General features: G+C 64.8%; 21 protein-coding genes and 1 pseudogene. 7 read left to right on the top strand and 15 right to left on the bottom strand.

The window, feature by feature from the left end; all coding sequences use genetic code 11:
- The 3 genes from mdtN to A3CW_RS0132545 are packed head-to-tail and all read left to right on the top strand — an operon-like array spanning position 1 to position 4,649.
- Positions 1-1,053 (top strand): multidrug transporter subunit MdtN, encoded by a 1,053-nt coding sequence (mdtN, locus tag A3CW_RS0132555; protein WP_028207302.1) that lies wholly within the window; start codon positions 1-3, stop codon positions 1,051-1,053.
- Positions 1,034-3,070 (top strand): FUSC family protein, encoded by a 2,037-nt coding sequence (locus A3CW_RS0132550; RefSeq protein WP_028207301.1) that lies wholly within the window; start codon positions 1,034-1,036, stop codon positions 3,068-3,070. Before mdtN ends, A3CW_RS0132550 begins: the two co-directional genes overlap by 20 nt.
- Positions 3,057-4,649 (top strand): TolC family protein, encoded by a 1,593-nt coding sequence (locus A3CW_RS0132545; RefSeq protein ID WP_028207300.1) that lies wholly within the window; start codon positions 3,057-3,059, stop codon positions 4,647-4,649. The genes A3CW_RS0132550 and A3CW_RS0132545 overlap by 14 nt, the downstream gene beginning before the upstream one ends.
- An 18-nt stretch (positions 4,650-4,667) precedes the next feature.
- On the opposite strand, the gene A3CW_RS0132540 is transcribed toward A3CW_RS0132545, so the two are convergent.
- Complete coding sequence (locus A3CW_RS0132540) at positions 4,668-5,021, bottom strand: DUF4148 domain-containing protein (protein WP_028207299.1); 354 nt, start codon at positions 5,019-5,021, stop codon at positions 4,668-4,670.
- A 339-nt stretch (positions 5,022-5,360) separates the two neighbouring features.
- Between A3CW_RS0132540 and A3CW_RS0132535 the strand changes: the two genes are divergently transcribed.
- The 3 genes from A3CW_RS0132535 (at position 5,361) to A3CW_RS0132525 (ending at position 8,426) form a co-directional block, all read left to right on the top strand.
- On the top strand, positions 5,361-6,140 hold the full coding sequence (locus tag A3CW_RS0132535) for an alpha/beta hydrolase (RefSeq protein ID WP_028207298.1): 780 nt from the start codon (positions 5,361-5,363) through the stop codon (positions 6,138-6,140).
- A gap of 360 nt (positions 6,141-6,500) precedes the next feature.
- The gene (locus A3CW_RS0132530) at positions 6,501-7,829 is read left to right on the top strand and encodes an IS110 family RNA-guided transposase (RefSeq protein WP_028207297.1); all 1,329 of its coding nucleotides are present in this window, start codon (positions 6,501-6,503) and stop codon (positions 7,827-7,829) included.
- Between the two features lie 156 nt (positions 7,830-7,985).
- Positions 7,986-8,426: a hypothetical protein gene (locus A3CW_RS0132525; RefSeq protein ID WP_028207296.1), complete on the top strand. Its 441-nt coding sequence runs from the start codon at positions 7,986-7,988 to the stop codon at positions 8,424-8,426.
- A gap of 178 nt (positions 8,427-8,604) precedes the next feature.
- On the opposite strand, the pseudogene A3CW_RS48245 reads toward A3CW_RS0132525, so the two are convergent.
- The 4 genes and pseudogenes from A3CW_RS48245 to A3CW_RS0132505 form a co-directional block, all read right to left on the bottom strand.
- Positions 8,605-10,249, bottom strand: a pseudogene (locus A3CW_RS48245) (ABC-F family ATP-binding cassette domain-containing protein).
- Positions 10,250-10,410: 161 nt separating this feature from the next.
- A complete protein-coding gene (locus tag A3CW_RS0132515) occupies positions 10,411-11,448 on the bottom strand; it encodes a porin (RefSeq protein WP_028207295.1) in 1,038 nt (345 codons plus the stop codon).
- Between the two features lie 139 nt (positions 11,449-11,587).
- Entirely contained in the window at positions 11,588-14,119 is a 2,532-nt protein-coding gene (locus A3CW_RS0132510; protein WP_028207294.1) for a glucose/quinate/shikimate family membrane-bound PQQ-dependent dehydrogenase, read from the bottom strand.
- A gap of 53 nt (positions 14,120-14,172) precedes the next feature.
- Positions 14,173-15,276 (bottom strand): porin, encoded by a 1,104-nt coding sequence (locus tag A3CW_RS0132505; RefSeq protein WP_051481861.1) that lies wholly within the window; start codon positions 15,274-15,276, stop codon positions 14,173-14,175.
- A gap of 297 nt (positions 15,277-15,573) precedes the next feature.
- On the opposite strand from A3CW_RS0132505, the gene A3CW_RS0132500 reads away from it, so the two are divergent.
- On the top strand, positions 15,574-16,116 hold the full coding sequence (locus A3CW_RS0132500; protein ID WP_028207292.1) for a cysteine hydrolase family protein: 543 nt from the start codon (positions 15,574-15,576) through the stop codon (positions 16,114-16,116).
- Positions 16,117-16,127: 11 nt separating this feature from the next.
- On the opposite strand, the gene A3CW_RS48240 is transcribed toward A3CW_RS0132500, so the two are convergent.
- The 10 genes from A3CW_RS48240 to A3CW_RS0132450 form a co-directional block, all read right to left on the bottom strand.
- Positions 16,128-16,862, bottom strand: a complete 735-nt coding sequence (locus A3CW_RS48240; protein ID WP_081771917.1) for a trimeric intracellular cation channel family protein — start codon at positions 16,860-16,862, stop codon at positions 16,128-16,130.
- A complete protein-coding gene (locus A3CW_RS0132490) occupies positions 16,859-18,127 on the bottom strand; it encodes a M20 family metallopeptidase (protein ID WP_028207291.1) in 1,269 nt (422 codons plus the stop codon). Before A3CW_RS0132490 ends, A3CW_RS48240 begins: the two co-directional genes overlap by 4 nt.
- 56 nt (positions 18,128-18,183) lie before the next feature.
- On the bottom strand, positions 18,184-18,612 hold the full coding sequence (locus tag A3CW_RS0132485) for a MarR family winged helix-turn-helix transcriptional regulator (RefSeq protein ID WP_028207290.1): 429 nt from the start codon (positions 18,610-18,612) through the stop codon (positions 18,184-18,186).
- A gap of 197 nt (positions 18,613-18,809) precedes the next feature.
- Positions 18,810-19,970 (bottom strand): porin, encoded by a 1,161-nt coding sequence (locus A3CW_RS0132480; RefSeq protein WP_028207289.1) that lies wholly within the window; start codon positions 19,968-19,970, stop codon positions 18,810-18,812.
- A gap of 487 nt (positions 19,971-20,457) precedes the next feature.
- Positions 20,458-21,192, bottom strand: a complete 735-nt coding sequence (locus A3CW_RS0132475) for an ABC transporter substrate-binding protein (protein ID WP_028207288.1) — start codon at positions 21,190-21,192, stop codon at positions 20,458-20,460.
- 85 nt (positions 21,193-21,277) lie between these two features.
- Positions 21,278-22,054, bottom strand: coding sequence for a benzoate diol dehydrogenase BenD (gene benD / locus A3CW_RS0132470; RefSeq protein WP_028207287.1), 777 nt, complete (start codon positions 22,052-22,054; stop codon positions 21,278-21,280).
- On the bottom strand, positions 22,051-23,073 hold the full coding sequence (gene benC / locus A3CW_RS0132465) for a benzoate 1,2-dioxygenase electron transfer component BenC (RefSeq protein ID WP_028207286.1): 1,023 nt from the start codon (positions 23,071-23,073) through the stop codon (positions 22,051-22,053). Before benC ends, benD begins: the two co-directional genes overlap by 4 nt.
- Before the next feature lie 52 nt (positions 23,074-23,125).
- Complete coding sequence (benB, locus tag A3CW_RS0132460; protein ID WP_028207285.1) at positions 23,126-23,614, bottom strand: benzoate 1,2-dioxygenase small subunit; 489 nt, start codon at positions 23,612-23,614, stop codon at positions 23,126-23,128.
- Positions 23,611-24,981 carry a Rieske 2Fe-2S domain-containing protein gene (locus A3CW_RS0132455; RefSeq protein WP_028207284.1) on the bottom strand — a complete coding sequence of 457 codons (1,371 nt, stop codon included), beginning with the start codon at positions 24,979-24,981 and terminating at the stop codon, positions 23,611-23,613. The genes benB and A3CW_RS0132455 overlap by 4 nt, the downstream gene beginning before the upstream one ends.
- A 114-nt stretch (positions 24,982-25,095) precedes the next feature.
- Positions 25,096-25,577, bottom strand: a 482-nt coding sequence (locus A3CW_RS0132450) for a dioxygenase family protein (protein ID WP_028207283.1), incomplete at its 5' end; no start/stop codon positions are given.

Raw genomic sequence — 25,577 nt, 5'->3', positions numbered from 1 at the left:
ATGAAAATGGCCGGCCAGAATCCTCGACATGCATGGAAGGGCCGCGCAATCGCCGTCGTGATCGTCCTGCTCGGCGCCGCGGCGCTCTGGTACGCGTACGACCGCTCGTCGCGCTATCCGTCCACCGACGACGCGTCCATCGACGCGGACGTCGTCCACGTCGCGTCCCCCGTAGGCGGCCGCATCATACGCGTGCCCGTGGAGGAGAACCAGCATGTCGCCAGGGGCGACGTGCTGTTCGAAATCGATCCGGTGCCGTACCGACTCGCGGTCGCGCAAGCGCAGGCCGAAGTCGAACTGGCGCGCGCCTCGCTCGCCACGCGCCGCCGCACGCTGATCGGTGAGACGTCGAACGCGACGATCGCGGCCGATCAGACCCGTCGTGCGACGCACAACTACGACCTCGCGACGCGCAGTGTCGACCGGCTGCGGCCGCTCGCGGCGCAAGGCTATGTGTCCACACAGCAGCTCGACCAGGCGGTCGTGGCGCAGCGCGACGCGAGCGTCTCGCTCGCGCAGGCGAAGGTGCAGCAGCGCTCCTCTGCGCAGACAATAGGCGACGACACCGACGCCATCGCGGCACTGTATGCGCGCGAGGCCGCGCTGGCCATCGCGCAGCGCGGCCTCGACGATACCGTCGTGCGCGCGCCGTTCGACGGCTACGTGACGGGCCTGACGATCCTCGCGGGCGAAACGGTCGCGCCGAACCAGTCCATCTTCACGCTGATTCACTCGGGCGAATGGTTTGCCGTGGCGAACTTCCGCGAGACGGCGCTCGGCGCCATCGAGGTGGGCGACTGCGCCACCGTGTACTCGATGATCGACCGCAGACAGCCGATGAGCGGCAAGGTGATCGGCATTGGCGCCGGGATCGTGGACACGGACCGTCTGAACCTGCCGCGCAGCCTGCCGTACGTGCAGCAGTCGGTGAACTGGGTGCGCGTGGCGCAACGCTTCCCGGTTCGCGTGCGCATCGACGCGCCGGTCAACAGACTGGTGCGCATCGGCGCCAGCGCGATCGTCGAGGTCCGGCATGGCCAGTCTTGCCGGTGACATCAGGCGGCCCGGTCCGCGGGAAGTCGCGAAGCTGCTCGCGCCGTTTCCGGGGCGCGCCGCGATCGTCACACGCATCGCGCTGATCTGCGCGCTCACGGTGCTCGTGACGGCCGGCTACGGCACGCCCGAAGCCGCGACTGCCGTCTATATCGTGTTCTTCCTGAACCGGCCCGACCGCATGACGAGCGTGGTCATGTCGTTCGCCTTGATGCTGCTCGTGACCGTGATCATCGCCATCGTGATGATCTTCGCGATCCTCACGATCGATCAGCCGCCGCTGCGGGTGGCGAGCATGGCGCTCCTGTCGTTCGGACTGCTATTCGCCACGTCGGCAAGCAAGCTTCGGCCAATCGGCGCGATCCTGGCGATGATCGTCGGCTTCGGGCTCGACGAACTCGGCCTCGCGCCGCTTGGCGAAGCGGCGACGCGCGGCCTGATGTACGCGTGGCTGATGGTCGCGATTCCGATTGGTGTGGCGATCGTCGTGAACGTCGTGATTGCGCCGTCGCCGCGCCGGCTCGCCACCGCACAGCTTGCGCGGCGCCTGAGGCTCGCTGCGCGCCGCCTCACGGGCACGGCGACCGACGAGGAGCGCGCCGCATTCGAAGAGTGCATGCGGGAGGGCGACCATGAGATCCTGACGTGGCTCAAGCTCTCGAAGCTCGAAGGCACACTGACGCCGACCGACGGCGCGGCGCTGCGCCAGGCGGCGGCGTCCACGACGGCGATCCTGGTCGCGACGGATTTTGCGGCGAGCGAACCCGGCGCGCGCCTGCCCGACGCGTGTGCGGCGCAGCTTGCCGAAACGATGACGCAGATGGCCACGATGCTCGATGCGGGCGGCTATCCCGTGGATGTGACGCTCGACGTGCCGGACCTGCCCGAGGGTGCCGCGCTAGCGGCGCTCGTGCTCGCCGACCTGCGCGCCGCACTGGAGGGTTTCGCGGTGCCGCCGGCGGAGCCCGCCGCAGCGCCGGTTTCCGCGCCTGAACAAAGCGCCGAGCCTGCCGAACGCAGCGGCTTTTTCGACGCCGATGCCCTCTCGAATCCCGTTCACGTCCGTTACGCGCTGAAGACCACGGCAGCGGCGATGTTTTGCTACGTGCTGTATCAGCAGCTGGACTGGCAGGGCATCCATACGTGCTTCATCACCTGCTATATGGTGTCGCTCAGCACCACGGCCGAAACCGTCGAGAAGCTGACGCTGCGGATCGCGGGCTGCCTCATCGGCGCTTTGCTCGGCACGGCGGCGATCGTCTTCGTGACGCCTCATTTGACCTCGGTGGGCGAGCTGATGGCGCTGGTGTTCGCGGGCGCCTGGCTGGCCGCGTGGGTGGCGATGGGGTCCGCACGGATCGCCTACGCAGGCATGCAGATCGCGTTCGCCTTCTTCCTGTGCGTGATCCAGGGCGCGGCGCCCGCGTTCGACCTCACGCTCGCGCGAGACCGCGTGATCGGCATCCTGATCGGCAACGTCGTGATCTATCTGGTCTTCACGCGCGTCTGGCCGGTGAGCATCGCCAGCCGGATCGACGCGACGTTCAAAGCACTTGTTGCGCAGTGGAGCCACATCGCGCGCGCCGCGGACGCCCGCACGCGCAGCGCGCTCGCCGGCGGCGCGCTCGCCCAGTACGGCGGACTGCGCCAGGATCTCGGCCTGATTCACTACGAGCCTTCGTGGGTGCGTCCTGAGCCTGAATGGGTGGCGAGCCGGCGGCGTGCGCTCGCGGAACTCGAGGCGCTGGAGGCGCCGCTGGTCCTGGCGGCAGGGCACGCGGGCGCGGCGCGGTTGGGTGAAATCGCCCAGCGCCTCGCTGCCGGCGACGACGCGCACGTGCAAGCCGCAGAGCATCCCGCCGACACGCAGACGCGAGACGCCGGGGCCGCGGAGGACCGCACGGCCGACCCCGCACTCGATGCGCTCCAGAGCGTCATCGCCAGGCGGTTCGGCCAGATCGCCGCGATCACGCGCCCAGCTTCGGCCACGGAGACGACGACCGATGCGCGCCCCTGAACCGACGCCCCGGCTCATCGTCCTGGCCGCCGCGCTGGCTGCCGTATTGGCTATCTCGGGATTCGAGGGATGTGCGACGTCGTCGATCGATCTCGCACCTCCCGCGCCGGACCGTCCCTGGCAGCCGCAGACGGATGCCGGCGGCAACATCGTGCCCGGCCCGCCGCGCAGCGCCGGCGAGGCGACGCAAACGGGCTACACGTTGCCGCGCAGCGCCGCGCTCGCTTCGATCGAACCCGCGGCGGCGCTCGATGCGAACCACGCGTACTCGCTGCCCGAGCTGATCGATCTCGCGGAGTCGACGAACCCGCTCACGCGAATCGCCTGGAACGACGCGCGCAACGCGGCGCTCGCAGCGGGCATCGCGAAGACCGCCTACTTGCCGCAGCTCACCGCCACCGCCATGGGCGGATACGAAGCGGCGAGCGGCGCGGCATCGACGCCGCTGCTCGGCACCACATCGACCAACTCGAACATTCACGGCACGGTTTCGGTGCTCTCGCTGCAATGGCTGCTATTCGATTTCGGCGGCCGCCGCGCGCGCCTCGATGCGGCCAAACAGCTTTCCGTGGCGGCGAACGTCGCCTTCACGTCCGTTCACCAGCACGTGATCCACGAAGTGAGCATCGCGTACTACACGTATGAAGCCGCGAGCGCGAGGGAGCATACCGCGCAGCAGGCGCTCGACAACGCGGACGGCATTCTCAGCGCCGCGCGCGCACGGCGAAAGCAGGGCGTGGGCACCGTGGTCGAGGTCGCGCAGGCCACGCAGAACCGTGCACAGGCCAATCTCCTGAAGGTGCAGGCGGACGGCGCGTTGAGCGACAGCTATCTGAGCCTCGTCTCTGCGCTCGGCATTTCGCCGTTGTCGAAACCGCTGATCGCCCCGTTGCCGGCGCGTACGCTCACGCCGGCGCTGCACCAGAGCGTCGATGAAATCGTGACCGATGCGATTGCGCGGCGGCCGGACGTGCAGGGCGCCTATGCGCTGGAACAGGCCAACCAGGCGAAGATCCGCGCGGCCGAATCCGCCTTCATGCCGAAGATATTCCTCTCCGCCGCGGCCGCGTACGGCACCGGCACGACGTCGATCACGGCAATTCCCCCGGTCGGCGATCAGGCGGCGACGGTGAACCTGAACGGCAGCCGTCGCAGCGGCAGCATATTCCTCGGCGTGACGATTCCCCTGTACGACGGCGGCTTGCGTTCCGCCGTGCTGATGCAGGCGCGCAACGATGCGGACAGTGCGTCCGCGCAATTCACCCATACGAGGCAGGAAGCCGTCCGGCAGATCGTTGCCGCGCAGAACGGGCTTTCGACGAGCCTCGCGTCGAACGACGCCGCGAAGGCGCTGGTCGAGGCCGCGCAGACGACCTACGATGCGGCGTTCGCCGCGTACCGGCACGGCGTCGGCACCATCACCGACGCGCTCCTCACGCAGAATCAACTGCTCGCCGCGCAGAACGCGTATACCGACAGCTACAGCGCCGCGCTTTCTGCCGCGGCGACGCTTGCCCTGGCAACGGGCGAGATCGGTTCGCCGTCCATGGAAGGCGAACCGGCTCAACAGGATCACTAAACACATTAGGTCGGCGATTCAGCTACCAAAATACGTCATGCAAAAGCTGGCCGGGCCAACACAGGTGGACGGTGCGGGCGTATGCGTATGCGGACCCGCAGCCGAGCTGCCCGCCATCGATACGCCACCCATATCGCGTTGCGCCGGATCTTGCGCGTATTGTGCCGCTGCGACCTTGGCCTCGGCTGCCTGAATGTCAGCCGGATAGTCGACGTCGTCGCCGCGGCCCGGGCTGTATCCGGCCTGCTCGACACGCACGAGATCCGCACGCACTTCGGCGCGGGTCAGGGGTTGAGTGGACTGCGCAAAGCTATATGCCGGGACGGCGACCGCAGAAGCCGCGACGAGAATGCTGAGAAGAAGCCTGGACATGATCAATACTCCTATATATCTGCAGAGCGGATGAGTCGGGAAGGAAAGCCGCAGCATCGACTGTGCATGGACGCGAAGACAGGCTTAGGAACGAGCAACTTGAAACATGGCTAAGCGAGGCAAGGCGTTACTGCGTGGTTGCAGTGTAGGTAGGCGCTTCGGTCGCCAAGGTTACCCAGTCATTACAAGAAAATAACGAATCTTCCGTCCCTTTGATTCGATGCCGCAGCGCGGTCATTTTTTCGTAATGACTGGGTAACCCTCCCGTTCGAGGCCGCTTTTTAGACTGGCCGTGTTGTCAATCGAATCGTTCACATCGCGTCATTCCGAGGAGCTGCCATGTCTTTCCCTTCTTTCCGATCTGCCGTTGCCCATGCGGCAGCCGCGCTTTGCCTGGTTGCCGGCGCCGCTACGACAGCGCAGGCTGCGCCCGTCAAGAACGTCGTCCTCGTGCATGGCGCCTTTGTGGGTGGCGCCGGATGGCGTCCGGTCTACGACATTCTCACGAAGGACGGCTATAACGTGACGCTCGTGCAAGAACCGCTGACGTCATTCAAGGACGATGTGACGGCTACGAAGCGCGTCATCGATAGCCTGGATGGCCCGTGCGTGCTCGTCGGCCATAGCTACGGCGGCGCGATCATCACGGAGGCGGGCAACGACGAACACGTGAAGTCGCTCGTCTACATTGCCGCTCATGCGCTCGACGCCGGCGAAACCGAAGTCTCGAATGGCAAGCGTTATCCGAATGCGACGCCCCATGAGGACATCGTGAAAACAGCCGACGACTATCTGTACCTGAATCCCGCCGACTATCCGCGCGATTTTGCCGCCGACCTTCCGATTGCGCAGGCTGAATTCGAGGCCCATGAACAAATGCCGACCGCGGCAGGTGTATTCGCGTCGCAGATCCCGGATCCGGCATGGAAGATCAAGCCTACGTTTTATCTGGTTGCGAAGGCGGACAAGATCATCAACCCGGACCTCGAGCGCATGTACGCGAAGCGCGCTCACGCCCAGACGGTGGAAATCGATGGCGCCAGCCATTCGGTTTACGAGTCGCATCCGAAGGAAGTCGCCGCGTTGATCGAGCAGGCGGCTCAGCAACAGGGGCAGTGACTTGACTCGCGCGCGTCGGACGGTTTGGGGCTGGCGCGTGGCGGTCTGCCAGCTTGCCAGCGCTCAAAAACACGACATCTGTAAATAGCCAGAACACGACATTAGCGCAGTAATCGGCGCGCCCGCCGCAGATCGCACCGAAGAAACACGTTGTGACGTCGCCTGTGGCAAGCTACTCCGCGGCGCAGGCGGAAGACCGATCGTCCAATGGTGCAGATCTGCCCGCACATTAGCGTGGTCATGGGTGACGTCATCGACATTGGTGAGCGATTGGATTATCAAGCGCATCCCGTTTGAGAGAGTGAGCATGCACGACGTACCTGAACCCTGTGCCATCTCCCTTCCGATGACGGAGTCGTCATGGCACAACGCAATCGCGCCCTGAGTATCACCAACCCGGATGCTGCAGGCATCGACATAGGTTCAGCGTCGCACTTTGTTGCCGTCCCGCCAGACCGGGATGACGAGCCGGTACGCGAATTCCGGAGCTTCACCGCCGATCTGCACGCCCTGGCCGACTGGCTCAAGGCCTGTGGGGTCGAGACGGTGGCGATGGAATCGACCGGCGTGTACTGGATTGCCCTTTACGAGCTGCTGGAATCGCGTGGATTCGAAGTGCTGCTGGTCAATGCCCGCCACGTCAAGAATGTCTCCGGCCGCAAGAGCGACGTGCTCGACTGCCAATGGCTGCAGCAGCTGCACGCCTATGGTCTGCTGCGCGGCGCGTTCCGGCCCGCCGAGGCCGTGTGCTCCCTGCGCAGTCTGTCGCGCCAGCGCGAGATGCTGCTCAGGGGCCAGGCCCGTTGTGTGCAGCACATGCAGAAGGCGCTCGCCCAGATGAACATCCAGCTGGCGAACGTGATTTCGGATGTCGCTGGTGAAACCGGGCAGCGGATCATTCGCGCAATCGTTGCAGGTGAGCGCGATCCATATGCGCTGGCTGCCATGAAGCACGGCCGGATTCGCGCCAGCCGCGACGACATTGCGCAAAGCCTGCATGGTCACTGGCGCACCGAACACCTGTTTGCACTCAGGCAGGCACTGGCGCACTTCGATTTCCACGGCACCCAACTGGCCGAGTGTGACCGCGCACTGCAGGCCAGTCTGACCCAGCTGCATGCGCACGCTGGTGCGCCTGGGCCTGGCAGGAGGTCTGGGCGCACGCGCAATTCCCCACAGTTTGATCTGCGAACCCAGCTTTTCCAGATGTGCGGCGTTGACCTGACCAGGATTAACGGCATCGAGGTCACGACAGCCCTTGCGGTGCTCTCTGAAATCGGTGCTGACCTGTCACGCTTTCCGAGCGTCAAACATTTCACCTCATGGCTCGGGCTGTGTCCAGGCACCAGGATATCGGGTGGCAAGTCGCTCTCAGGCAAGAGCAAGCGCACTGCGAATCGCGCCGCGCATGCCCTGAAGCTCGCCGCAGCAGCGCTGCGCACCAGTCAGTCCGCACTGGGAGCGTACTTCCGCCGCATGTGCGCGCGGCTCGACAAACCCAAGGCGATCGCTGCTACCGCCCACAAGCTCGCACGGCTAATCTACATGATGCTCACCAAGGGCGAGGAATTCGTCGATCGCGGAGAGGAGTACTACGAGGAGCGCCATCGCCAGCGCGTCCTGCATCACCTGACAAAACGCGCCGAAAAGCTTGGCATGAAGCTCATGCCTGCCCAGACCATCGAATAAAAAAGCAAATACAAAACAATCACTTGGTGTGTGTTTCTTGAGAGGACGTAGCCCCCACACCTAAAACTGCGATAATTTATGTTATGTAAAATCAAATAACCCCACCCAGGCACACCTCCTGCGCCGCGAACCCATGCCGCCTCACAGGAGGAACCCATGACGTCCGCCCCCACATCCGGGCAACCAACCGGCGCAGGCTCGCATTCAGAGCCGACGCGCGCACAGCGCGTCGCAGCCTGGCTCGGTTTGTGCGCGGTACCGCTCATCTGGCTGCTGCATCTGGCGCTCGGCGTCACGCTCGTTTCCACGGCCTGTGCCGACGCCGTCACGCAGGATCCGATGCCAGGCTGGCACGGCACGCAGTGGATCCTCGGCATCGCCTCGGTCTGCGCGCTCGTGCTCGCGCTCGCCATTACCTACGCCGCGGGCCGCGCCTGGCGCAAGATTGCCTACGTCGCTCACGAGAAGCGCGACGCAAGGCGCTTCATCGCGTGGTGCGGCGCGACCACTTCCGTGGCCTTCACTTTCGGTCTCGCTTTCTCGATCTGCATACTGATCGCGGTACCGATCGAGCGCCTCTGCACGGCGTTCGACTAGGCAACGCGATCTCCGCGGTACCGCTCGAACGCCGTGTATCACACCAACGCGCGGGCCAGCCCGAATGCGCCTGCATAGCGCGCGACGTCGAACGCTATCGCCGGTATCCCGTGGCGCAGGTGGCGGTGACGTATCGCTTCCCGGCGCGGTCTAGAAAATCGATTCGTTATCCGATGGATCAGACAACGGGATCGTAGCGCCACCCCTCGCGGCTCCATTGCATCGTATGTGTCGGCGCGAGCGCGGCGACGAAATCGGCGTCGTGCGAGGCCACGATCAGCGCGCCCGGGAAGTCCGCCAGCGCCCCTTCGACCGCGCGCACGGATTCAAGGTCCAGATGGTTGGTCGGCTCGTCGAGCAGCAGCAACTGCGCCGGCGCGCCGCGCCAGAGCGCGCAGGCAAGCGCGGCCTTCAACCGCTCCCCGCCGCTCAGGTGGCGCGACGGTTGTGTCACGCGCGCGGCATCGAGTTGCAACAACGCGAGCCGGCTGCGCAATTCCCCTTCTGCGAGCGGCGTGTCGAGCAACCCGAGCTGTTCGACGATCGAGTGGTCGGGATCGAGCTGCGCGAGCCTCTGGTCGAGGTACGCGCTGCGGACATGCGTCACGCTATGCCCCGCCTTGGGCGCGAGCTGTCCCGCGAGGAGGCGCAGCAGCGTCGACTTCCCGCATCCGTTCGGACCCGTCAGCGCCACGCGCACCGGGCCGCTGCACCACCAGTTGAGCGTGGCGGCGGGATCGTCGTGCGCGAGCCAAGGCAGCCTCGCTGCTTCGAGCGTGAAGACCTGGCGGCGCGCGCTAACCTCTGCGCCTGGTAACGCCACCAGCACGGGTGCGTCGGGCTCGACGCGCGCGGCAGCCTCGGTAACGCGCTCATCGAGCGCCGCCTTGTGCTCGCGTTGCCCGGCCCTCACCTGCCCCATCACATTGCGCGCACCGTCCCTTGTTCCCCTCTTTCGCCATCGAGGATAGATTGGCCGTCTTCGCGTAACGCAATGTTCCGGCGGCATGTCGCTGGATCGTGTCGTGTTCGCGTTGAAGCCTGCGCGCGGCGCGCTCGCGTTCGGTACGCGCATGGCTGAGCACGCTCTTTGCCGCTTCGTGTTCCGCATCGCGTTGGGTGCGGTAGCTGGCATAGTTGCCGCCATAGGTTCGCAGTCCCCTGGGCGTGACCTCGACGATGCGCTGCATTTGCGCAAGCAGCGCACGGTCATGGCTCACGACGACGAGGCCGCCGCGCCATCCCGCCAGCGTGCCGCGCAGCCACGCGCGGCCGGCGGCGTCGAGGTGATTGGTCGGCTCGTCGAGCACGAGCAAGCCGGCGTCCGCCAGCAGCGCACCAATCAAGGTAACGCGCGCAAGTTCGCCGCCACTGAGCGTTTGCGCCAATGTGTCGGACTCCAGATGATCGAGTCCCGCCGCATCGAGCGCCGTGCGCAGACGCGCGGTAAGATCCCAGCGCTCGCCGATCACGTCGAAATCGCCGGTGTCGGCCACGCCGTTCGCTAGCCTGGCCAGCGCCGCGAGCGGCGCGTCGAGCCCCGCGACTTGCGCAACGGTCTGTTTGTCGTGCGAGGCGTCGAGGGGCTGCTGGGCCGCGAACGCGACCCTGACGTGCCGGTCGATCGAACCGGATGTCGGCTCGATTCGCCCGGCGATCAGTTGCGCGAGCATGCTTTTGCCGACGCCGTTGCGCCCGACAATGCCCGTGGGCACGCGATCGAGAACGAGGTCGAGCGAGTCGAATAGCGTGACGCCGCTATCGAACCGGAATGAAATGCGATGGAGTGCGACAAGCGTCGCGGCTGGCGTGACTCGAGCCATAAGCTTCTCCCGAATGTATGAAACCACTCGCGCGGCGTGTATGACGCTGGCGCGAAAACATTTTTGGGGAAAGCTTAGTTGTCCACTTTGGCTGGAGTCCGGTGTGCAGGGATGGAACGCGCATGATAACAACGAGCAATGCCCGGCACAAGCCGTACGCTCTAAAAGCGGTCGATCATGCCAAACTGCACGCCGCGCACAGGCGCGCCCGGCCAGGACGGCGGCAGGCCGGTGACGTTCACGCCGCGCAGCGTGAAGGTCGCCTCAGCGCGATTGCGCAGCCAACCTGCGCTCGCGTAGAGCAGCACGCGCTTCGAGAGGTCGTACTCGCACGCGGCGCTGAACTGGTCGGCGTCGTTGTCGGCGCCCGAGAGGTCGTGCACCCACGCGTAACCGAGCGAAGCGCGAAACCGCGAGGTGATCGCATAGCGCGCCGAGACCGACACGCCGTTGTTGTGGTTGCGCGGCGTGCCGCCATCGCCGTTGAAGTACGCGAGAAATCCGGTCACTGGCCCGAGCACGTACGACATGCCGCCCAGATTGGCTCGCAGCGCGCCATCGCCGTTTTGCTGTTGATGCGCCCAGGAGATGCGAAACGGTCCGCGCCGCCACTCGACGGTTTCGATGTTGCCGGCCAGCCCGTTGCTGCCCGCGGTCGGATCGCGCAGCGAGGCCATCAGCGTGGTCGAGAAACCGTAGATGTCGGGAGACAGATACGTGATCGCGTTGCTCTCGTAAGGCGTGATCTTCGAAAGATTGTTGAGGCCCGAGGCGATGGTGCCCGCGCCGAACGCGTCGAGCTGTCCCTTGAACGGAATATAGATCGGCGAGTATTGCCGCCCCACCCGCACCGTGCCCCACTGCGTGCCGAGGCCTATCCACGCCTGGCGGTTGAAGATCGTGTTCGCTACGGCAAAGGTGCCGTCGTTGGAGCCGAAACCGTTTTCCAGCTCGAACAATATCTTGATGCCGCCGCCGATGTCCTCCACGCCGCGCAGCCCGAAGCGCGAGCCGCGATACGCGCCCGAGTCCATGCGCGCGACCCAGCCCGCGCCTGGATTCGTCACCTCGATGCTCGTATCGAGCGCTCCGTACAGCGTGACCGAGCTTTGCGCGTGTGCGCTTATCGTGTGCAGCGTGGCGAAGGTTGCCGCAGACAACACCGCCCAGGCGCGCGCCGCGCGCAATGTTCGATTCATGAGGGAAAAGCGGGTGAGGCGCACGAGCGGTGCGTCGCATGCTGCATGAGGGACGGCTTGCGCTGTGCTTCTCGCCTGCCGCCGCGTGAATAGCCCGCAAGCCGCGGCCGCCCGGTGCTGCCGGGCGGCCGAGCGTTGCTTATTGCTTCGGCAGCGCGTAGGCAATCACGTAGTCGCCGAGCTTCGTGCCGAACGAGCCGTGCCCGCCTGCCGCGATCACGACGAACTGGCGGCCATTCACCGCATACGTCATCGGCGTGGCCTGACCGCCCGCGGGCAGCCGCGCTTGCCAGAGCCGGTTGCCGTTGTTCACGTCGAAGGCGCGGAGGTAGTTGTCCGCCGTCGCGCCGATGAAGATCACGCCGCCCGCGGTCACCATCGGGCCGCCCAGCATCGGCATGCCCGTGCGGAACGCCACGGGAATCGGCGAGCTGTCACGCGTCGTGCCGATGCGCTTTTTCCAGACGATCTGGTTGGTCTTCAGGTCGACGACGGAGATATAACCCCACGCCGGCTGCTTGCAGGGCAACCCGATCGGCGACATGAACGGATTGAGCGTCACGCCATAGGGCACGCCGTATTGCGGCTGGATGCCGGCCTCCGTGCCGCTGCCCTTCGCGCCCGGCTGCGGCTCGAGCGGATTGCCCGGCCCGCGCGGAATGAGCCGCGAGACGAACGGCAGCGCGATGGGGTTCGCCACGGCGATCTGCCGGTCGGTGTCGATCGCGAGGCCGCCCCACTCGAACATGCCGAGGTTGCCCGGGAAAATGAGCGAGCCTTGCAGCGAAGGCGGCGTGAACGTGCCTTCATAGCGCAACTGGTGGAACATCACGCGGCAGATGAGCTGGTCGTACATCGTGGCGCCCCACATGTCGGCGTCGGTAAGATTGTTCGACGGCCGGAACGTGAGCGCCGAGAACGGCTGCGTGGCCGAGACGTGGTCGCCGGGCGCCGCGCCCTGCGGCACCGGCATTTCGGGCGCAGGCACGACGAGCTCGCCCGTGCGGCGGTCGAGCACGAACAGGTTGCCCGTCTTCGCAGGTGCGTACACCACCGGCACGGTCTTGCCGTCCTTGTCGGTGATGTCGGCGAGCGTGGGCTGCGAGGGCTGATCCATGTCCCACAGGTCGTGGTGCACCGTCTGGTAGAACCAGGCGAGCTTGCCGGTCGAGGCGTGCAGCGCGAGCAGGCCCGTCGCGTAACGCTCGAGGTCGGGCGTGCGGTCGCCCCCCCAGATGTCCGGCGTCTTCACGCCCATCGGCAGATAAACGATGTCGAGTTTCGCATCGTAGGCGGCCGGCGCCCACGAGTTCGGCGAGTTCCACACGTAGTGCTCGCCGGGGCCGGGAATCTTGTTCGGGTCAGCCGCGCCCGGATCGAACGCCCAAAGCAGTTCGCCCGTGCGCACGTCGAAGCCGCGAATCACGCCCGAGGGCTCGCGCGTCGAGAAGTTGTCTTCCACGGCGCCCGCCACGACGATCACCTTGTTCGTGACGATCGGCGGCGAGGTGGGCTCGTACATGCCCGGTGTCGTGACCGGCATGGCGTGCTGGAGGTCGAGGTCGCCGTTGTTGCCGAAGCCCGCGCAGCGCTCGCCCGTCAGCGCATCGAGTGCATAGAGATGGCCGTCGTTCACGGGCAGCAGGATGCGGCGCATGCAGGTGCCGTTCGCGGCGGCAGGTGTTGCTGCGGCCGCGGGCGCGCTCGCGGGCGCGGCCGCTTCCGTTGCCGACGCGGGATCACTGGCGGGCGCAGCCGCTTCGGTTCCCGAAGCCGCCGCGGCGTCCGATGCGGCCACGGGCGTCGTTGCCGTCGCTCCCAGGTCCGCCGCCGCGGCGTTCACGGACGCCGCCGAAAGATCCACGAACGACACGCCCCGGCAGGTCACGTGCTGGAACGAGGGATCGGCCTGAAGCTTAGGATCGAACTTCCATTTGAGCTCGCCGGTTTGCGCGTCGAGAGCGAACAGGATCTGGTGCGGCGAGCACAGGTAAAGCAGATCGCCGATCTTGATCGGCGTGACTTCGTTGGTGATCTCGACCGGATCGTTGGGGCCTTTCGTGTCGCCGGTGCGGAAGGTCCAGGCCACCTGGAGGTTATGCACGTTCTCGGGCGTGATCTGCTGCAGCGGCGAATAGCGTGTGCCTTGCTGATCGCGTCCATAAGCGGGCCACTCGGACGGCTCGATGCCGTCGACGTTCGGCGCGGGCGTGGCCCTCACCGCCGCGAGCGAGCCGTTGATCTGCTGCGGGTCGTTGAAATGCGCATACACGAGCACGCCGCCCCACACGAGCAGCCCGACCACGAGCGAAAGCACGCCGAACTGGCGCGGGCGCTCCAGGTGCCAGCTCATGAGCACGAGCAGCCAGATGCCGAACACCACCAGCACGCCCGAGCGCGGCACGAGCGCCCAGAAGTCCGGCCCCGACTCCCAGAGGCCCCAGATCGCCGTACCGATCAGCACGATCGCATAAAGCACGAACGCCGAGGGACTCGCGCGCCACAGCAGCCACGCGAAGACGAGCAGCAGCACGCCCGTCACGACGTAATACGGCGAGCCGCCGAGCGAAATGAGCCACGCGCCGCCAGCCAGCAGATACACCGCCGTGAGCAATGTGAACAGCACGGAGATGACTCCGATGAAGCCCAGCGGTTTCGATAGTCTGGCCATGATCTCAACCTTCCTCGAAGAATGTTGTCTGCGATGGCGGAAAAAGCGTGGCGTCAGAACACGTGCATCATCCCGACGTAGGCGCCCGTTTGCGATTGGCCAGCCATGGGGCTGGTCGGCGTGCTCGAGTCGCGCGGCGTCGCGAACACGGAGAACGTGCCGTTCTTGCTGTTGTCCACGTAGGCCACCGTGCCATACAGGAACGTGCGCGCACTGAGGTTGTACGTCGCGCCGAGCGCGTAGAGCATGGCGTGGCTCGCCGGGTCGTGCGAGGCGTCGCCGCCGCCCTCGCCTACGTGAATATAGAAACCCGCGGCGGTCACCGCCCACTTCGGCGTGGCCTGCCAGGTCGCGCCCAGCCAGTAGTGGTCGGCGGTATCGGATATGCCGGGCGGCGAATCGGGTGCGGAGTAATGCGTGTACGCGGCCTGGATCTTGAACTTCTGCACGCGCAGGTTGCCGCCCACGAAGTATTCGCGCGAGGCCGTGAAGATGTTGGAAAAGCGCCCGCTCGAATCGCGCAGCTCGTCGTAGATGCCGCGCAGGTCGAAGAGCGGCGAGTGATACGAGAGCATGATGCCGTCCGAGCGGCCGAACTCGCCTTCGGCACCGGCGTTGAAGTTGCCTGGCTGGTTGCCGAACGAATACTGGCCCTGCACGTCGAGGCCGTTCCACACCGGGCTGTGATATTCGACGTTGTTGCTCGTTTGCTGCCAGTTGCGCCCACGCACGAGCGAGGCCGACGACACCGCCTGCTGCACGAACGGATCGAATGCCCACACGCCGTCGCTGTCGATGAAGAGATTACGGCCGGCTTGCAGTTGCCCCCATGTGTCGTTCTTCAAGCCCACATACGCGCGCCGCGACCAGAGCCGGCCGCCGCCCGTGGTGCCGTTCATGATCTGCACGGCGGTTTCGAGGTCGAAGATCGCGGCGCTGCCGCCGCCCAGGTCCTCAGTACCCTTGAGGCCGAACATGCTGGTACCCCAGTCGCCACCTTCGGCGCTCCAGCGGCTCGAACTGCCGCCGTTGCCGTTCGCGATGTGATTGAGGTATTCGATGCCGCCATCCACGCGGCCATACATCGTGACACTCGATTGTGCGCTCGCGGCCGAACTGGCGGCGAGCAGCACCACTGCGCCCAGAGTCGTTTTCACGTAGGCTCCCTCGTGGAGTCTTCTTTCCTGGTCCGGTCCATGCCGGGGCGGATAGCGTGGTTGAACGTGCGGACAAACCGGCGCGCCTGGTCTCATGCCGGCCACATCGCGCACTAAAAAGCATAGCGCGTGGTGAAAAAAACCGTATTCTGGCTGGACGGCGAACGACGTACAGTTGCACGCGCGCGACGGCGCCCGCGGCACGCAGCATATTGCGTGCCGCGCCGCACCATGCACGGTGCATCGCGGGGCGAAGGTCACGCGCTAGAATCAGCGCTTTGCCACGGACGTTTCGCCATGACCAGCGCGCTGCTCGTAATCGATTTTCAGAAGCAACTCGTCGACACCGAACCACTGCCCGGCGACATCGCCATGGTCAGCGCCAACATCAACGCGCTGATGCAGCGCGCAAGGCATGCGGGTGAGCCGGTCGTGCTGATCCAGCATGAGGACGACACGGCGCTCGTACGTGGGTCCGACGCGTGGGCGCTGTCGGCCACGCTCGCGACGGAATCACGCGACCACCTCATCGGCAAGCGCACGCCCGATTCGTTTCTCGGCACCGGTCTGGGCGCCCTGCTCGCCGCGCATGCGGTGAAGCACGTGGTGATCTGCGGCTATGCGAGCGAATTCTGCGTGGACACAACGGTCCGGCGCGCCGCCGCGAATGGCCTCACGGTCACGCTCGCTGCCGACGCCCACACCACGCACGACAAGCCGCACGCGAACGCAGCGTTGATCCGCGCGCACCACAATGCGACGCTTTCGAATATCCGCAGCTTCGGCCCGAAAATCAGTGCGGTGCGCACCGCCGAAATCGCGTTCGATCCAGCGGCGTAAGGTGGCTGACGCTAGCGCGCGTCGTGCCGCGAATCCGCCTTGCCGGTGAGCTTCGCGGCGTCGCCGCCTTGCGCCGGCTGCGGCTGAGCGGCCCGCATAGTTTGAAACACCGGCAAACGCCAGCCGAAGTAGAGCGAGGCCAGCCGCAACGCCACGCAGGAAATCACGGCCACCCAGGGCGTCCAGAACGTCGACCAGCCCGCATACGTGAGCCCCACCTGCACGGAGGCCCCAAGCAGCGCCGCCGAAGCATAGATCTCGCGATCGAGAATGGCGGGCACGCGCGAGAGCAGCACGTCGCGCAACACGCCGCCGCCCACCGCGCTCACGATGCCGAGGATGATGGCGGGCTCCGCGCTCTGGCTATACGCAAGCGCCTTCTGTGCGCCCGCCACCGCGAAGAGACCAAGACCGATCGCATCGAACAACAGCACGGGATGACGCAACCGCCGCACCTGCGGATACGCGGCAATGGTCAGCCCCGTAGCCAGCAGCGTGACCGCGAGATAGGCCCAGTTCGCGAGCCCAACCGGCGGCACCGCGCCAATGCACAGATCGCGGATGATCCCGCCGCCACACGCCACCATGAAGCTCACGACGACGATGCCGAAGAGATCGAGCCGCCGCTGCCGCGCGGCCACGGCGCCGGAGATCGCGAAGGCGAACGTGCCGATCAGGTCGAGTGCCGTATAGGCCGTGTGAGCGTTGAGATGCGCGCCCACGTGCGCCCCGAGTGCCACGCTCACGCCGCCTCGCTTTCGCGGCCAAGCCACGCGGCGGCCGCGCACAGCATCGCTTCGAGGCCGGTGCGCAAGGTGGGGTCGAGCACCGGTGCGAACTTCGGTGAGTGGTTGCTCGGGATTTCGTTGAGCTTCTTCGCAGCCCTGGCTTGCGCGTAGACCCCGGGGTCGGTGCTACCCACGAACCAGAACGCGTACGGCACGCCCCATTCGCGGCCGAACACGCTGAAGTCCTCGCTGGCGGCGGCCGGCTGCGTTTCGTAGGCGCGCGCGCCGAACCATGCTTCGAAAGCCTTGCGCAGGCGCGCCGTGGTGGCGTCGTCGTTCACCGTGCGCGGGTAGCTCGACAGCGTCGTGAATTCCGGCTCGCGCGGCGCATTCGAGGCCGCGCATTCGGCGCAACAGATGCGGCGGATCGCGCCCAGCATGTACTCGCGCACGTCGTCGTCGAAGGTGCGCATGTTGAGTTTGAGCGTGGCGTCGTCGGGGATGATGTTTTCCTTCGTGCCCGCTTGCAGCGAGCCCACCGTAAGCACGGCGGTCTCGCGCGGCGAGATTTCGCGCGAGACGATCGTCTGCAGGCGCAGCGTGGTGGAAGCCGCCATGATCACCGGGTCGATCGAGGTTTGCGGCTGCGAGCCGTGCGAACCGCGGCCGAACAGCTTCACCTTGAGGCTGTCGCCGGCCGAGAGTATCGTGCCGCTGCGATAGCCCACGGTGCCCGCCGGGCCCACCATCACGTGCTGGCCGAGGATCACGTCGGGCTTCGGAAAGCGCTCGATCATGCCGTCGTCCATCATGCTGCGCGCGCCGCGCCCCACTTCCTCGCCGGGCTGGAACACGGCAAGCAGCGTGCCGCTCCACGCGTCGCGATGCGCCGCCATCAACTGCGCCACGCCAAGGAGCCATGTCACGTGCAGGTCGTGCCCGCACGAGTGCGCCACGCCCACCTGCACGCCCTCCTCGTCTTTTGCGGTCACGGTGCTCGCATACGGCAGGCCGGTGGCCTCGGCCATGGGCAGCGCATCCATGTCGGCGCGCAGCATCACGACCGGGCCCTCGCCGTTGCGCAGCAGGGCCACGACGCCCGTCACGCCCACTTCGCGTGAGACTTCGTAACCGAGCTTTTCCATGCGCTGAGCCACGAGCGCCGCCGTGCGGAACTCCTGCATCGAGAGTTCTGGATGCTGGTGCAGATCCTTGTAGAGCGCTTCGAGTTCGGGCAGCAGCGCGCCAATGGCGGGCGCCACGGTTTCGACCAGATTCGGCATGGACAACTCCTTCATGCGTATTTCATTGTGCAATGTGCGGCGTGCGCGCCGCGATCTCAATCACCGTCGATCAGGCTCTGCGCAAGCTTGGCGAGCAACTGGTCGAGCGTCTTGCGCTCGTGATCGGTGAGCACGGCAGCGAGTTCGGCTTCGAGCTTCGAGCCGGCTTTTTCCGAGGCATTCGCCACTTTCATGCCCTCGGGCGTGACGCGCAGCACGACGCTGCGCCGATCCTGCGCATGCGTGCCGCGGCCGATCAGGCCACGCGATTCGAGTTCGCCGAGCGTTTTGGAAAGCAGCGTTTTTTCGATCAGCGCGCGCTGCGATACAGCCTTGGGCGTGATGCCCGGCTCGGCGCGGATGATACGCAGCACGCGCATGGCACGCACGTCGAGATCCCAGCGCTCGCGGTAGACCGCGTTGGCGCGATCCATCAGCAGCGCGCTCGTTTGATCGAGCCTGAAGGTGAGGAAATCCGAATACAAATGCGTGCTCCCATCCGTATGCTAGCTGGACGCCAGTATAGTCAAATAGTTGAAAATTTCAACTATCTGGCTCAGGGGGGAACAAAGCGGGCGCAGATATGACAACGCGGCGGGCCCCCGTTCGAGAGGAAGCCCGCCGCGCAGAGGGAAACGTCCGGCGGGGACAGATGCCCCGCCGAAGTCATCGCTGAATCGACTTAGAACGCGTGACGCATGCCCACCGTCACGGCGACCTGCGTATCGGTCGACGAAGGCGAAAGCGTGTTGATCATGGCGTGCGAAAGCACGGAGCCTTCCGGTGCGCCGTGCACGTTCTGGTACACGCCTTCGAGGTAGAAGTCGGTGCGCTTGCTGACGGCGTAATCCGTCTGCAGCATTGCCGTGTTCCAGCCCGGGTTCGTGCCGTTGTAGGCGCCGTGCGTGTACGTGTACGCACCCGAAACGCTCCATGCCGGCGTGAGCGCGTATTTCACGTTCGCTTCGAAATTGTCGAGGCGCAGCGAACCGGCGAGCGAGCCGGCGGAGTCGTCGTTCGAGCCAAGATAGGTGCCCGTGCCGAACGAGTAGACGCCGGCGGCGTTGTCGATCTGCGAATGGCTCCAGACCAGGCCCACCGTAGCCGGGCCATACGTGTAGTTGCCGCCGAGCGACCAGACGCGCTGACGCTCCGCCAGGAAGTTCGCGCTCGTGTCGCTGGAGGTCACCGCGCCGCTGCTGTTGCCCGCGTTGTTGAACTGCAGGTAGCCTGCTGCAAGGTTCAGCGGGCCCTGGGTATACGAAACGGCGAAGCCGTACGAGCGGTTGTTCGCGAAGTCGCCGGCCTTGTTGCTGAACGAGTACATCGTCTCGAACGTCACGCCGTACCAGGTCGGGCTCGCGTACTTGACGGAGTTGTTGATGACCACCGAGTTCGCGGCGAGGTTGTCGTTCTCGAACGGGTGGGCCGCGAGGCTGCCGCCCCACGTGTTGAATTCCGCCGTGAGCGGGCCCACGAGGTCGTTCATCACGTCGAACTGGCGGCCGAACGTCAGCGTGCCGTACGGGTCGCTTTGCAGGCCCACCCACGCCTGCGAACCAAAGCCGAGACCCGAGAACGCCTGCGCGCCGTTGTTGAGCAGGAAACCTTGTTCGAGCTTGAAGATTGCATGCAGACCGCCGCCCAGATCTTCCGAACCCTTGAGGCCGAACACCGTGTTCTGCGTGGAGCTGCTGTTCAGCTGCCAGTTGCTATGGCCGAACTGGTTGTTCGTGTAGACGAGACCGGTATCGATCAGGCCGTAAAGGGTCACGCTGCTTTGCGCGTGCGCCGAAATAGCAAAGGCGCTCAGGAGTGCCGCGGCGAGTAGCGATTTTTTCATGTTTTCAAGCTCCGGATTGGGCGGTGGGTCAATGCATCGAATTCAGGCAACCGGCACCATCGACGTGCAATCTCATAGGCGTCGATTCCATTTCGGTGCAGATTCAAAAGCAAAAAGCTATCCGCCGACGATTATTGCGAATTACGCAATTCATCGGTGTTGAAAATGCAATGGAAAAATGGGAATCGTGCGGTGAGTGCGGTGCGAATCGAACACCCGCATCATAGGGTGTCGAAAATAAAAATGGTGTTGAAATTCGAGCGACGTGGCGTCGATGGCACAACCGCGCCCGGCAAGGCTCGACGCGCGTCGAGGAATATGCGGGCATGAATATCGCCGGACAAATTACACAATGCTTTCGGAGTGGTGCATTAAAGCCGGCGAGAAAGGCCGATTATCTACATTGAGAATCCATGAGGCAATCGGCCCTCGGAGCGTGTTGATGGTTCTTTTAATGCGCTCTCTTTTTTTGCCTGACGTGATTCGTTTAAGCAGCTGGCGCAACCGATGCGCCCGCTATTGCGTGGCGCTCCAATGCCTCTGCGACGAATCCCGAGGCCTTCATCGTTTCGACGAACGCGCCAAGCGCGGCGGCGGCCTGGGGACCACGGCGCTTCGCGACGCCCATGGCCTGGCGAATCACCATGAAGCGCTCGTCGAGCAGGCGCAAGCCGCCAGCCTTCGCAGCGTCGGCTTCGATTTGCTGCTTCACGCCCGCGGCCACTTCGAGCCCTTGTTCGAGGAAGGTTTGCACGACGGTGGGCGAAGTCGGTGCGCGCACGATTTGCGCCTGCTTCAATTCGCGCGTGAGAAAGAGATCGTACGCACTGCCGTTGCCCACGGCCACGCGGTTATGCGGTTGGTCGACGTCGGCATTGGTGCGCACCGGAGAATCGTTGCGAACCAGATAGAAACCTTCGATCAATACATAAGGCGCGGTGAACGCGATCGTCTCGCCTCGCTTCGGATCGACGGCAAAGAAGCCGAAGTCCGCGCGTTCGTCGCTCACGGCTTCGACGGACTTGCCCGCTGCGTCGAATACGACAAGTTCGAGCGGCACGTCCAAATGCTGCGCGAAAGCACGCGCGAGATCGACGGAAACGCCGAACGGTTCGCCCGACGCCGCATCGCGATTCGCGAGTATCGGATTGCCGAGGTTGATGGAGGCGCGCAACGTGCCCGTGGGCGCGAAGGCTTTGACGACAGCGGGATCGAAGTTCATGGAGAGCGCGCGACGGAAATCGGGGTCTTTCGAGCATAACACCCCGCCCGCCTGTGCGCGCCCGCCGCCCCCATGCGTTCGTCGCTCAGCCCGTGTCCCCGCCGGCGACCGGCAAGATCGAGCCGGTGATATAGCTCGCCTCGTCGGAAGCGAGAAACAGGATAGGCGCGACCTGCTCGTCGAGGGTGCCGTAGCGCTTGAAGAAGGTCGATTCGGTGACCTGCCGCACCGCCTCGCCCATCCACGCCTTTTCCTGCTCGCTGTCACCCGCGGCATTGCGTGGAATGCGGCGCGGCGGCGCTTCGGTGCCGCCCGGCGCCGTGGCGACCACGCGGATATTGTGCTCCGCGTATTCCATGGCCAGCGATTGCGTCATCGCATTCACACCGCCCTTCGCCGCCGAATAGGGCACACGGCGAATGCCGCGCGTGGCGTTCGACGAAACGTTGACGATGGTGCCGCGCCCGCGCTCGAGCAAATGCGGCAGCACGGCATGGCACGTGTATAGCGTGGGCATGAGCGAGCGGCGGATTTCCGCATCGATCTGCGCCGGCTCGAATTCCGCGTACGGCCGCATGCGGATGGCACCGCCCACGCCGTTGATGAGAATGTCGATGCCGCCAAACTTTTGCGCGGCGAACTCCATTGCCGCTTGCGCGCCTTCATACGTTTCGAGGTCGGCGACGAATCCCGCCGTTTCCGCGCCCTGCGCCTCGGCCGCGACTTCGGCGACGAAATCCGCGCGATCGACGAATACCACCTTGCCGCCTTCGGCCGCCGCCCGCAGCGCCACGCCGCGGCCAATTCCCTGCGCCGCCCCGGTGACGACGACGACCTTGCCTGCGAATCGTTGCATGATCATGCCGCCTTCGGGACTACGTTGGGGGTGAACTTCTCGTAGTGGAAGCTGTTGGGCTTCACGCCTTCGTCGTCGAAATACTTGCGCACGGCGTCCACCATCGGCGGCGGCCCGCACAGATACACGTCGACGTCGCCGTCGTTCAGGGCGTCGGCGGGAATATGCTGCGTGACCCAGCCTTTACGCGGATGATTCGAATCCGCGTCGGCGATCACGGTAGCGAAGCTGAAGTTCGGCAGCTTCGCCGCGTAGGCTTCGATGGCTTCGACCAGCACCAGGTCGAGGTCGCGCGTCACGCCGTAAATCAGGTGCACCTGCTGTTGCGCGTTGGTGCGCGCGAGCACTTCCAGCATCGAGAGGAACGGCGCCAGACCCGTGCCGCCCGCGAGGAACAGCAGCGGCCGCTGCACGTCGCGCAGATAGAAGCTGCCGAGCGGCCCCGTCAATTCGAGCGTCGTGCCCGCTTGCGCGGCTTCGAGCCACGTGCTCATCACGCCGCCCGGAATCTTCTTGATCAGGAAGCTGATTTTCGATTCGCCCGGCGCGCAAGAGAAGGAATACGAACGATGCTGGCCACTGCCCGGCACGTCGATGTTGACGTACTGTCCCGGCAGGAACACGGGACCCGCTGCGTCGACGTCCAGCTCGAGCACGACCGCGGCATCGTTGTGCTGCTCGACCTTCGCCACCGTGGCCGCAAACTTGCTCTGCCCTGTCTTGCAGACCGTGGACGACGCGGGAATCGCGATTACGCAATCGCTTTCCGGCACCATCTGGCAGGTGAGCACGAGACCGCTGTCCTTTTCGTCTTCGGTCAGCGCGTCCTCGATATAGTCTTCGCCCAGGTCGTAGCTGCCGCTTTCCGCGCGGCACTTGCAGGTGCCGCACACGCCGTCCGAGCAATCCATCGGCAAGTTGATGCGTGCGCGAAAGGCCGCGTCGAGGACCTTCTCGCCCGCCTTGCATTCGATGAAGCGCGTGACGCCGTCTTCGAAATTGAGTGCAATCTTGTAGCTGGACATGGTGTCTCCTTCTATCCCATGTTGAAACTGAAGCTCGATATCAAACGTGATTTCACACGTGATAAACGTCGAGCACCTGCCGGATGTAGTCGTTCTTCAGCACGATCTTTTTGTAGACAATCAGGAAGCCGTCGCCAGCCTTGCGCAAGGTGACGAACATCGTGCCGAAGAAATGATCCGTGGCCCTGTAGCGATGGTTGAGCGTGTGGAAGTTGTAGCGCACCTCCACTTCATCGCCGCGGTCTGCCAGCACTTCCACGTTCGTGACGTTGTGGCTCGTGCGCGGCTCCGGCATCGATGCACCGCTGCGTTCGGTCTTGATGCGAAACACGCGGTCTTCGAGGCCGCCGCGATCCGGGTAGTACATTAGCGAGATCTGCGATTCGTGGTCGTCGGTGAGCTGGTCATCGTCGTCCCACGCGGGCATCCAGTAGGTGACGTCTTCTGCGTAGCAGGCGAGCCATTCTTCCCACTGGCGATCGTCGAGCAGGCGCGCTTCGCGGTACAGCGCGGCGCAGATTTTCTGGTAATCGTTGCTCATGCCTGCGCTCCCGCTTTTTCGTGATTCAGTTCCTGCTTGAGGGCGTCGCGCATGGCGTGCACCCAGTACTCGTGCTGAACCACGAACAACCCTTCGTCTTCGCTGCGTTCGCCGGAAATGACCGGCTTGAGGCCCATCTTCTTCGCGTTGTCGTCCGCACCTTCGACCCACAGCGGCGCGCCGCGCGAGAGATCGTTCCACATTGCCGTGGTGCCGGCGTAACCCGCCTGGCAGGCGCGGAACTCTTCGAGGTCGTCGGCGGTGCCCATGCCCGTCACGTTGAAGAAGTCCTCGTACTGGCGAATGCGCGTCGCACGATCTTCGGCGCTCTCGCCCTTCGGCCCGAAGCAGAAGATGTTCACTTCGGTCTTGTCCACGCTGATCGGGCGCACCACGCGAATCTGCGTGCTGAACTGGTCCATCAGGAACACGTTCGGGTAGACGCACAAGTTTCGCGTCTGATTGACGATGAAATCGGCCTGCACTTCACCTACGCGCGCCTTGATTTCGTCGCGATGCTTGTAGACCGGCCGCACCTCCGGGTTCATCGTGTTGGTCCACAGCAGGATGTGGCCGTGGTCGAAGCCGTAGACACCGGCCACCGACTTGCTCCAGCTATTGGCGTCCACGGCCTGGGTGCCGTCTTCCTTGCGACGCCCCATGGTGGCGGCGTAATTCCAGTGCACGGTGCTGACGTGGTAGCCGTCGCAGCCGTTCTCCATCTGCATCTTCCAGTTGCCGTCGTAGACGTACGAGGAGTTGCCGCGCAGCACTTCGAGGCCGTTCGGCGACTGGTCGACGATCTGGTCGATGATGATCTTCGCTTCGCCGAGGTAGTCTTCCAGCGGCTGCACGTCGGCGTTGAGGCTGCCGAACAGAAAGCCCCGATAGTTCTCGAAGCGAGCGACCTTTTTCAGGTCATGCGAGCCCTGCTTGTTGAATTGCACGGGATATTCGGTGGTCTTTTCATCCTTCACCTTGAGCAGCTTGCCGGTGTTGGAGAACGTCCAGCCGTGGAACGGACAGGTGAAGCTGCCCTTGTTGCCATGCTTGCGCCGGCACAGCATGGCGCCTTTGTGCGCACAGGCGTTGATCACCGCGTTCAGCGCACCGGTCTTGTCGCGCGTGATCACCACCGGCTGACGACCGAGCCACGTGGTGTAGTAGTCGTTGTTTTCGGGAATCTGGCTTTCGTGCGCGAGGTAGACCCAGTTCTTCTCGAAGATGTATTTCATCTCCAGTTCGAACAGGTCGGTATTGGTGAAGATGTCGCGGCGGCAACGGAACACACCGTTTTGCTTGTCGTCCTGCACGGCGGTGGACAGCAGGTGATCCAGGTCACTGGCGTTGTCGATGATGGCTGACATATTAGCTCTCCTATGCATACTCCACACGCGGTACGGAGTTCCTGCATCGGTGTCGAATGATGATCGCGGTGAAACGGGGGGCGGCGGCAACGTGCCGCCGCCATGCTGGGGCGGTTACGCCGCGGCTGCGGCGCGCGGGCGTTGCACGAGCTGGTTGTCCTTACCCTGGACCAGCGGCGTGAGCGTGAAGTTGAACTCGATGTCCTTGTACGTATCGGCTTTCAGGCCGAGCGCGGTGCCACCGGTCTTTTCCGCCACGTGCGGAATCAGCTCTTCGCGCGTTGCGTAGGCGAAGTCGTCCCAGATCAGCGGGTCGCCTTCAATATTGAATTGCGTGGTGAGCTTGCGGCTGTTATCGGCCGTGACGAAGAAGTGCACGTGCGCCGGGCGGTTGCCGTGGCGGCCAAGGCCGTCCAGCAGCCGCTGGGTCGAGCCCTGCGGCGGGCAGCCGTAGCCCACCGGCATGAGCGTACGGAATTCGTACTTGCCGTCCGCGCCGGTCTTGACCGCGCCGCGCAGGTTGAAGTCGTCCTGCGCGCCGGTCGGGTCGAAGTGCGAATAGAAGCCCTTCGAATTGGCGTGCCAGCATTCGACCA

This window comes from Paraburkholderia nodosa DSM 21604, from assembly GCF_000519185.1.
GTDB classification, from domain to species: Bacteria; Pseudomonadota; Gammaproteobacteria; order Burkholderiales; family Burkholderiaceae; genus Paraburkholderia; species Paraburkholderia nodosa.
Note: the sequence above shows the minus strand (reverse complement) of the source record. Positions and strands in the feature narration are given on the sequence as shown.

Bases quoted from the DNA above. Each gene is read 5' to 3' on its own strand.
- A3CW_RS0132475 (WP_028207288.1), bottom strand. From the start codon at position 21,192: ATGAACTTCGATCCCGCTGTCGTCAAAGCCTTCGCGCCCACGGGCACG.
- A3CW_RS0132455 (WP_028207284.1), bottom strand. From the start codon at position 24,981: ATGTCAGCCATCATCGACAACGCCAGTGACCTGGATCACCTGCTGTCC.
- A3CW_RS0132490 (WP_028207291.1), bottom strand. From the start codon at position 18,127: ATGCCGAATCTGGTCGAAACCGTGGCGCCCGCCATTGGCGCGCTGCTG.
- A3CW_RS0132545 (WP_028207300.1), top strand. From the start codon at position 3,057: ATGCGCGCCCCTGAACCGACGCCCCGGCTCATCGTCCTGGCCGCCGCG.
- A3CW_RS0132500 (WP_028207292.1), top strand. From the start codon at position 15,574: ATGACCAGCGCGCTGCTCGTAATCGATTTTCAGAAGCAACTCGTCGAC.
- A3CW_RS0132525 (WP_028207296.1), top strand. From the start codon at position 7,986: ATGACGTCCGCCCCCACATCCGGGCAACCAACCGGCGCAGGCTCGCAT.
- mdtN (WP_028207302.1), top strand. From the start codon at position 1: ATGAAAATGGCCGGCCAGAATCCTCGACATGCATGGAAGGGCCGCGCA.
- A3CW_RS0132480 (WP_028207289.1), bottom strand. From the start codon at position 19,970: ATGAAAAAATCGCTACTCGCCGCGGCACTCCTGAGCGCCTTTGCTATT.
- A3CW_RS0132515 (WP_028207295.1), bottom strand. From the start codon at position 11,448: ATGAATCGAACATTGCGCGCGGCGCGCGCCTGGGCGGTGTTGTCTGCG.
- benD (WP_028207287.1), bottom strand. From the start codon at position 22,054: ATGATCATGCAACGATTCGCAGGCAAGGTCGTCGTCGTCACCGGGGCG.
- benC (WP_028207286.1), bottom strand. From the start codon at position 23,073: ATGTCCAGCTACAAGATTGCACTCAATTTCGAAGACGGCGTCACGCGC.
- A3CW_RS0132535 (WP_028207298.1), top strand. From the start codon at position 5,361: ATGTCTTTCCCTTCTTTCCGATCTGCCGTTGCCCATGCGGCAGCCGCG.
- A3CW_RS0132530 (WP_028207297.1), top strand. From the start codon at position 6,501: ATGGCACAACGCAATCGCGCCCTGAGTATCACCAACCCGGATGCTGCA.
- benB (WP_028207285.1), bottom strand. From the start codon at position 23,614: ATGAGCAACGATTACCAGAAAATCTGCGCCGCGCTGTACCGCGAAGCG.
- A3CW_RS0132510 (WP_028207294.1), bottom strand. From the start codon at position 14,119: ATGGCCAGACTATCGAAACCGCTGGGCTTCATCGGAGTCATCTCCGTG.
- A3CW_RS0132540 (WP_028207299.1), bottom strand. From the start codon at position 5,021: ATGTCCAGGCTTCTTCTCAGCATTCTCGTCGCGGCTTCTGCGGTCGCC.
- A3CW_RS0132550 (WP_028207301.1), top strand. From the start codon at position 1,034: ATGGCCAGTCTTGCCGGTGACATCAGGCGGCCCGGTCCGCGGGAAGTC.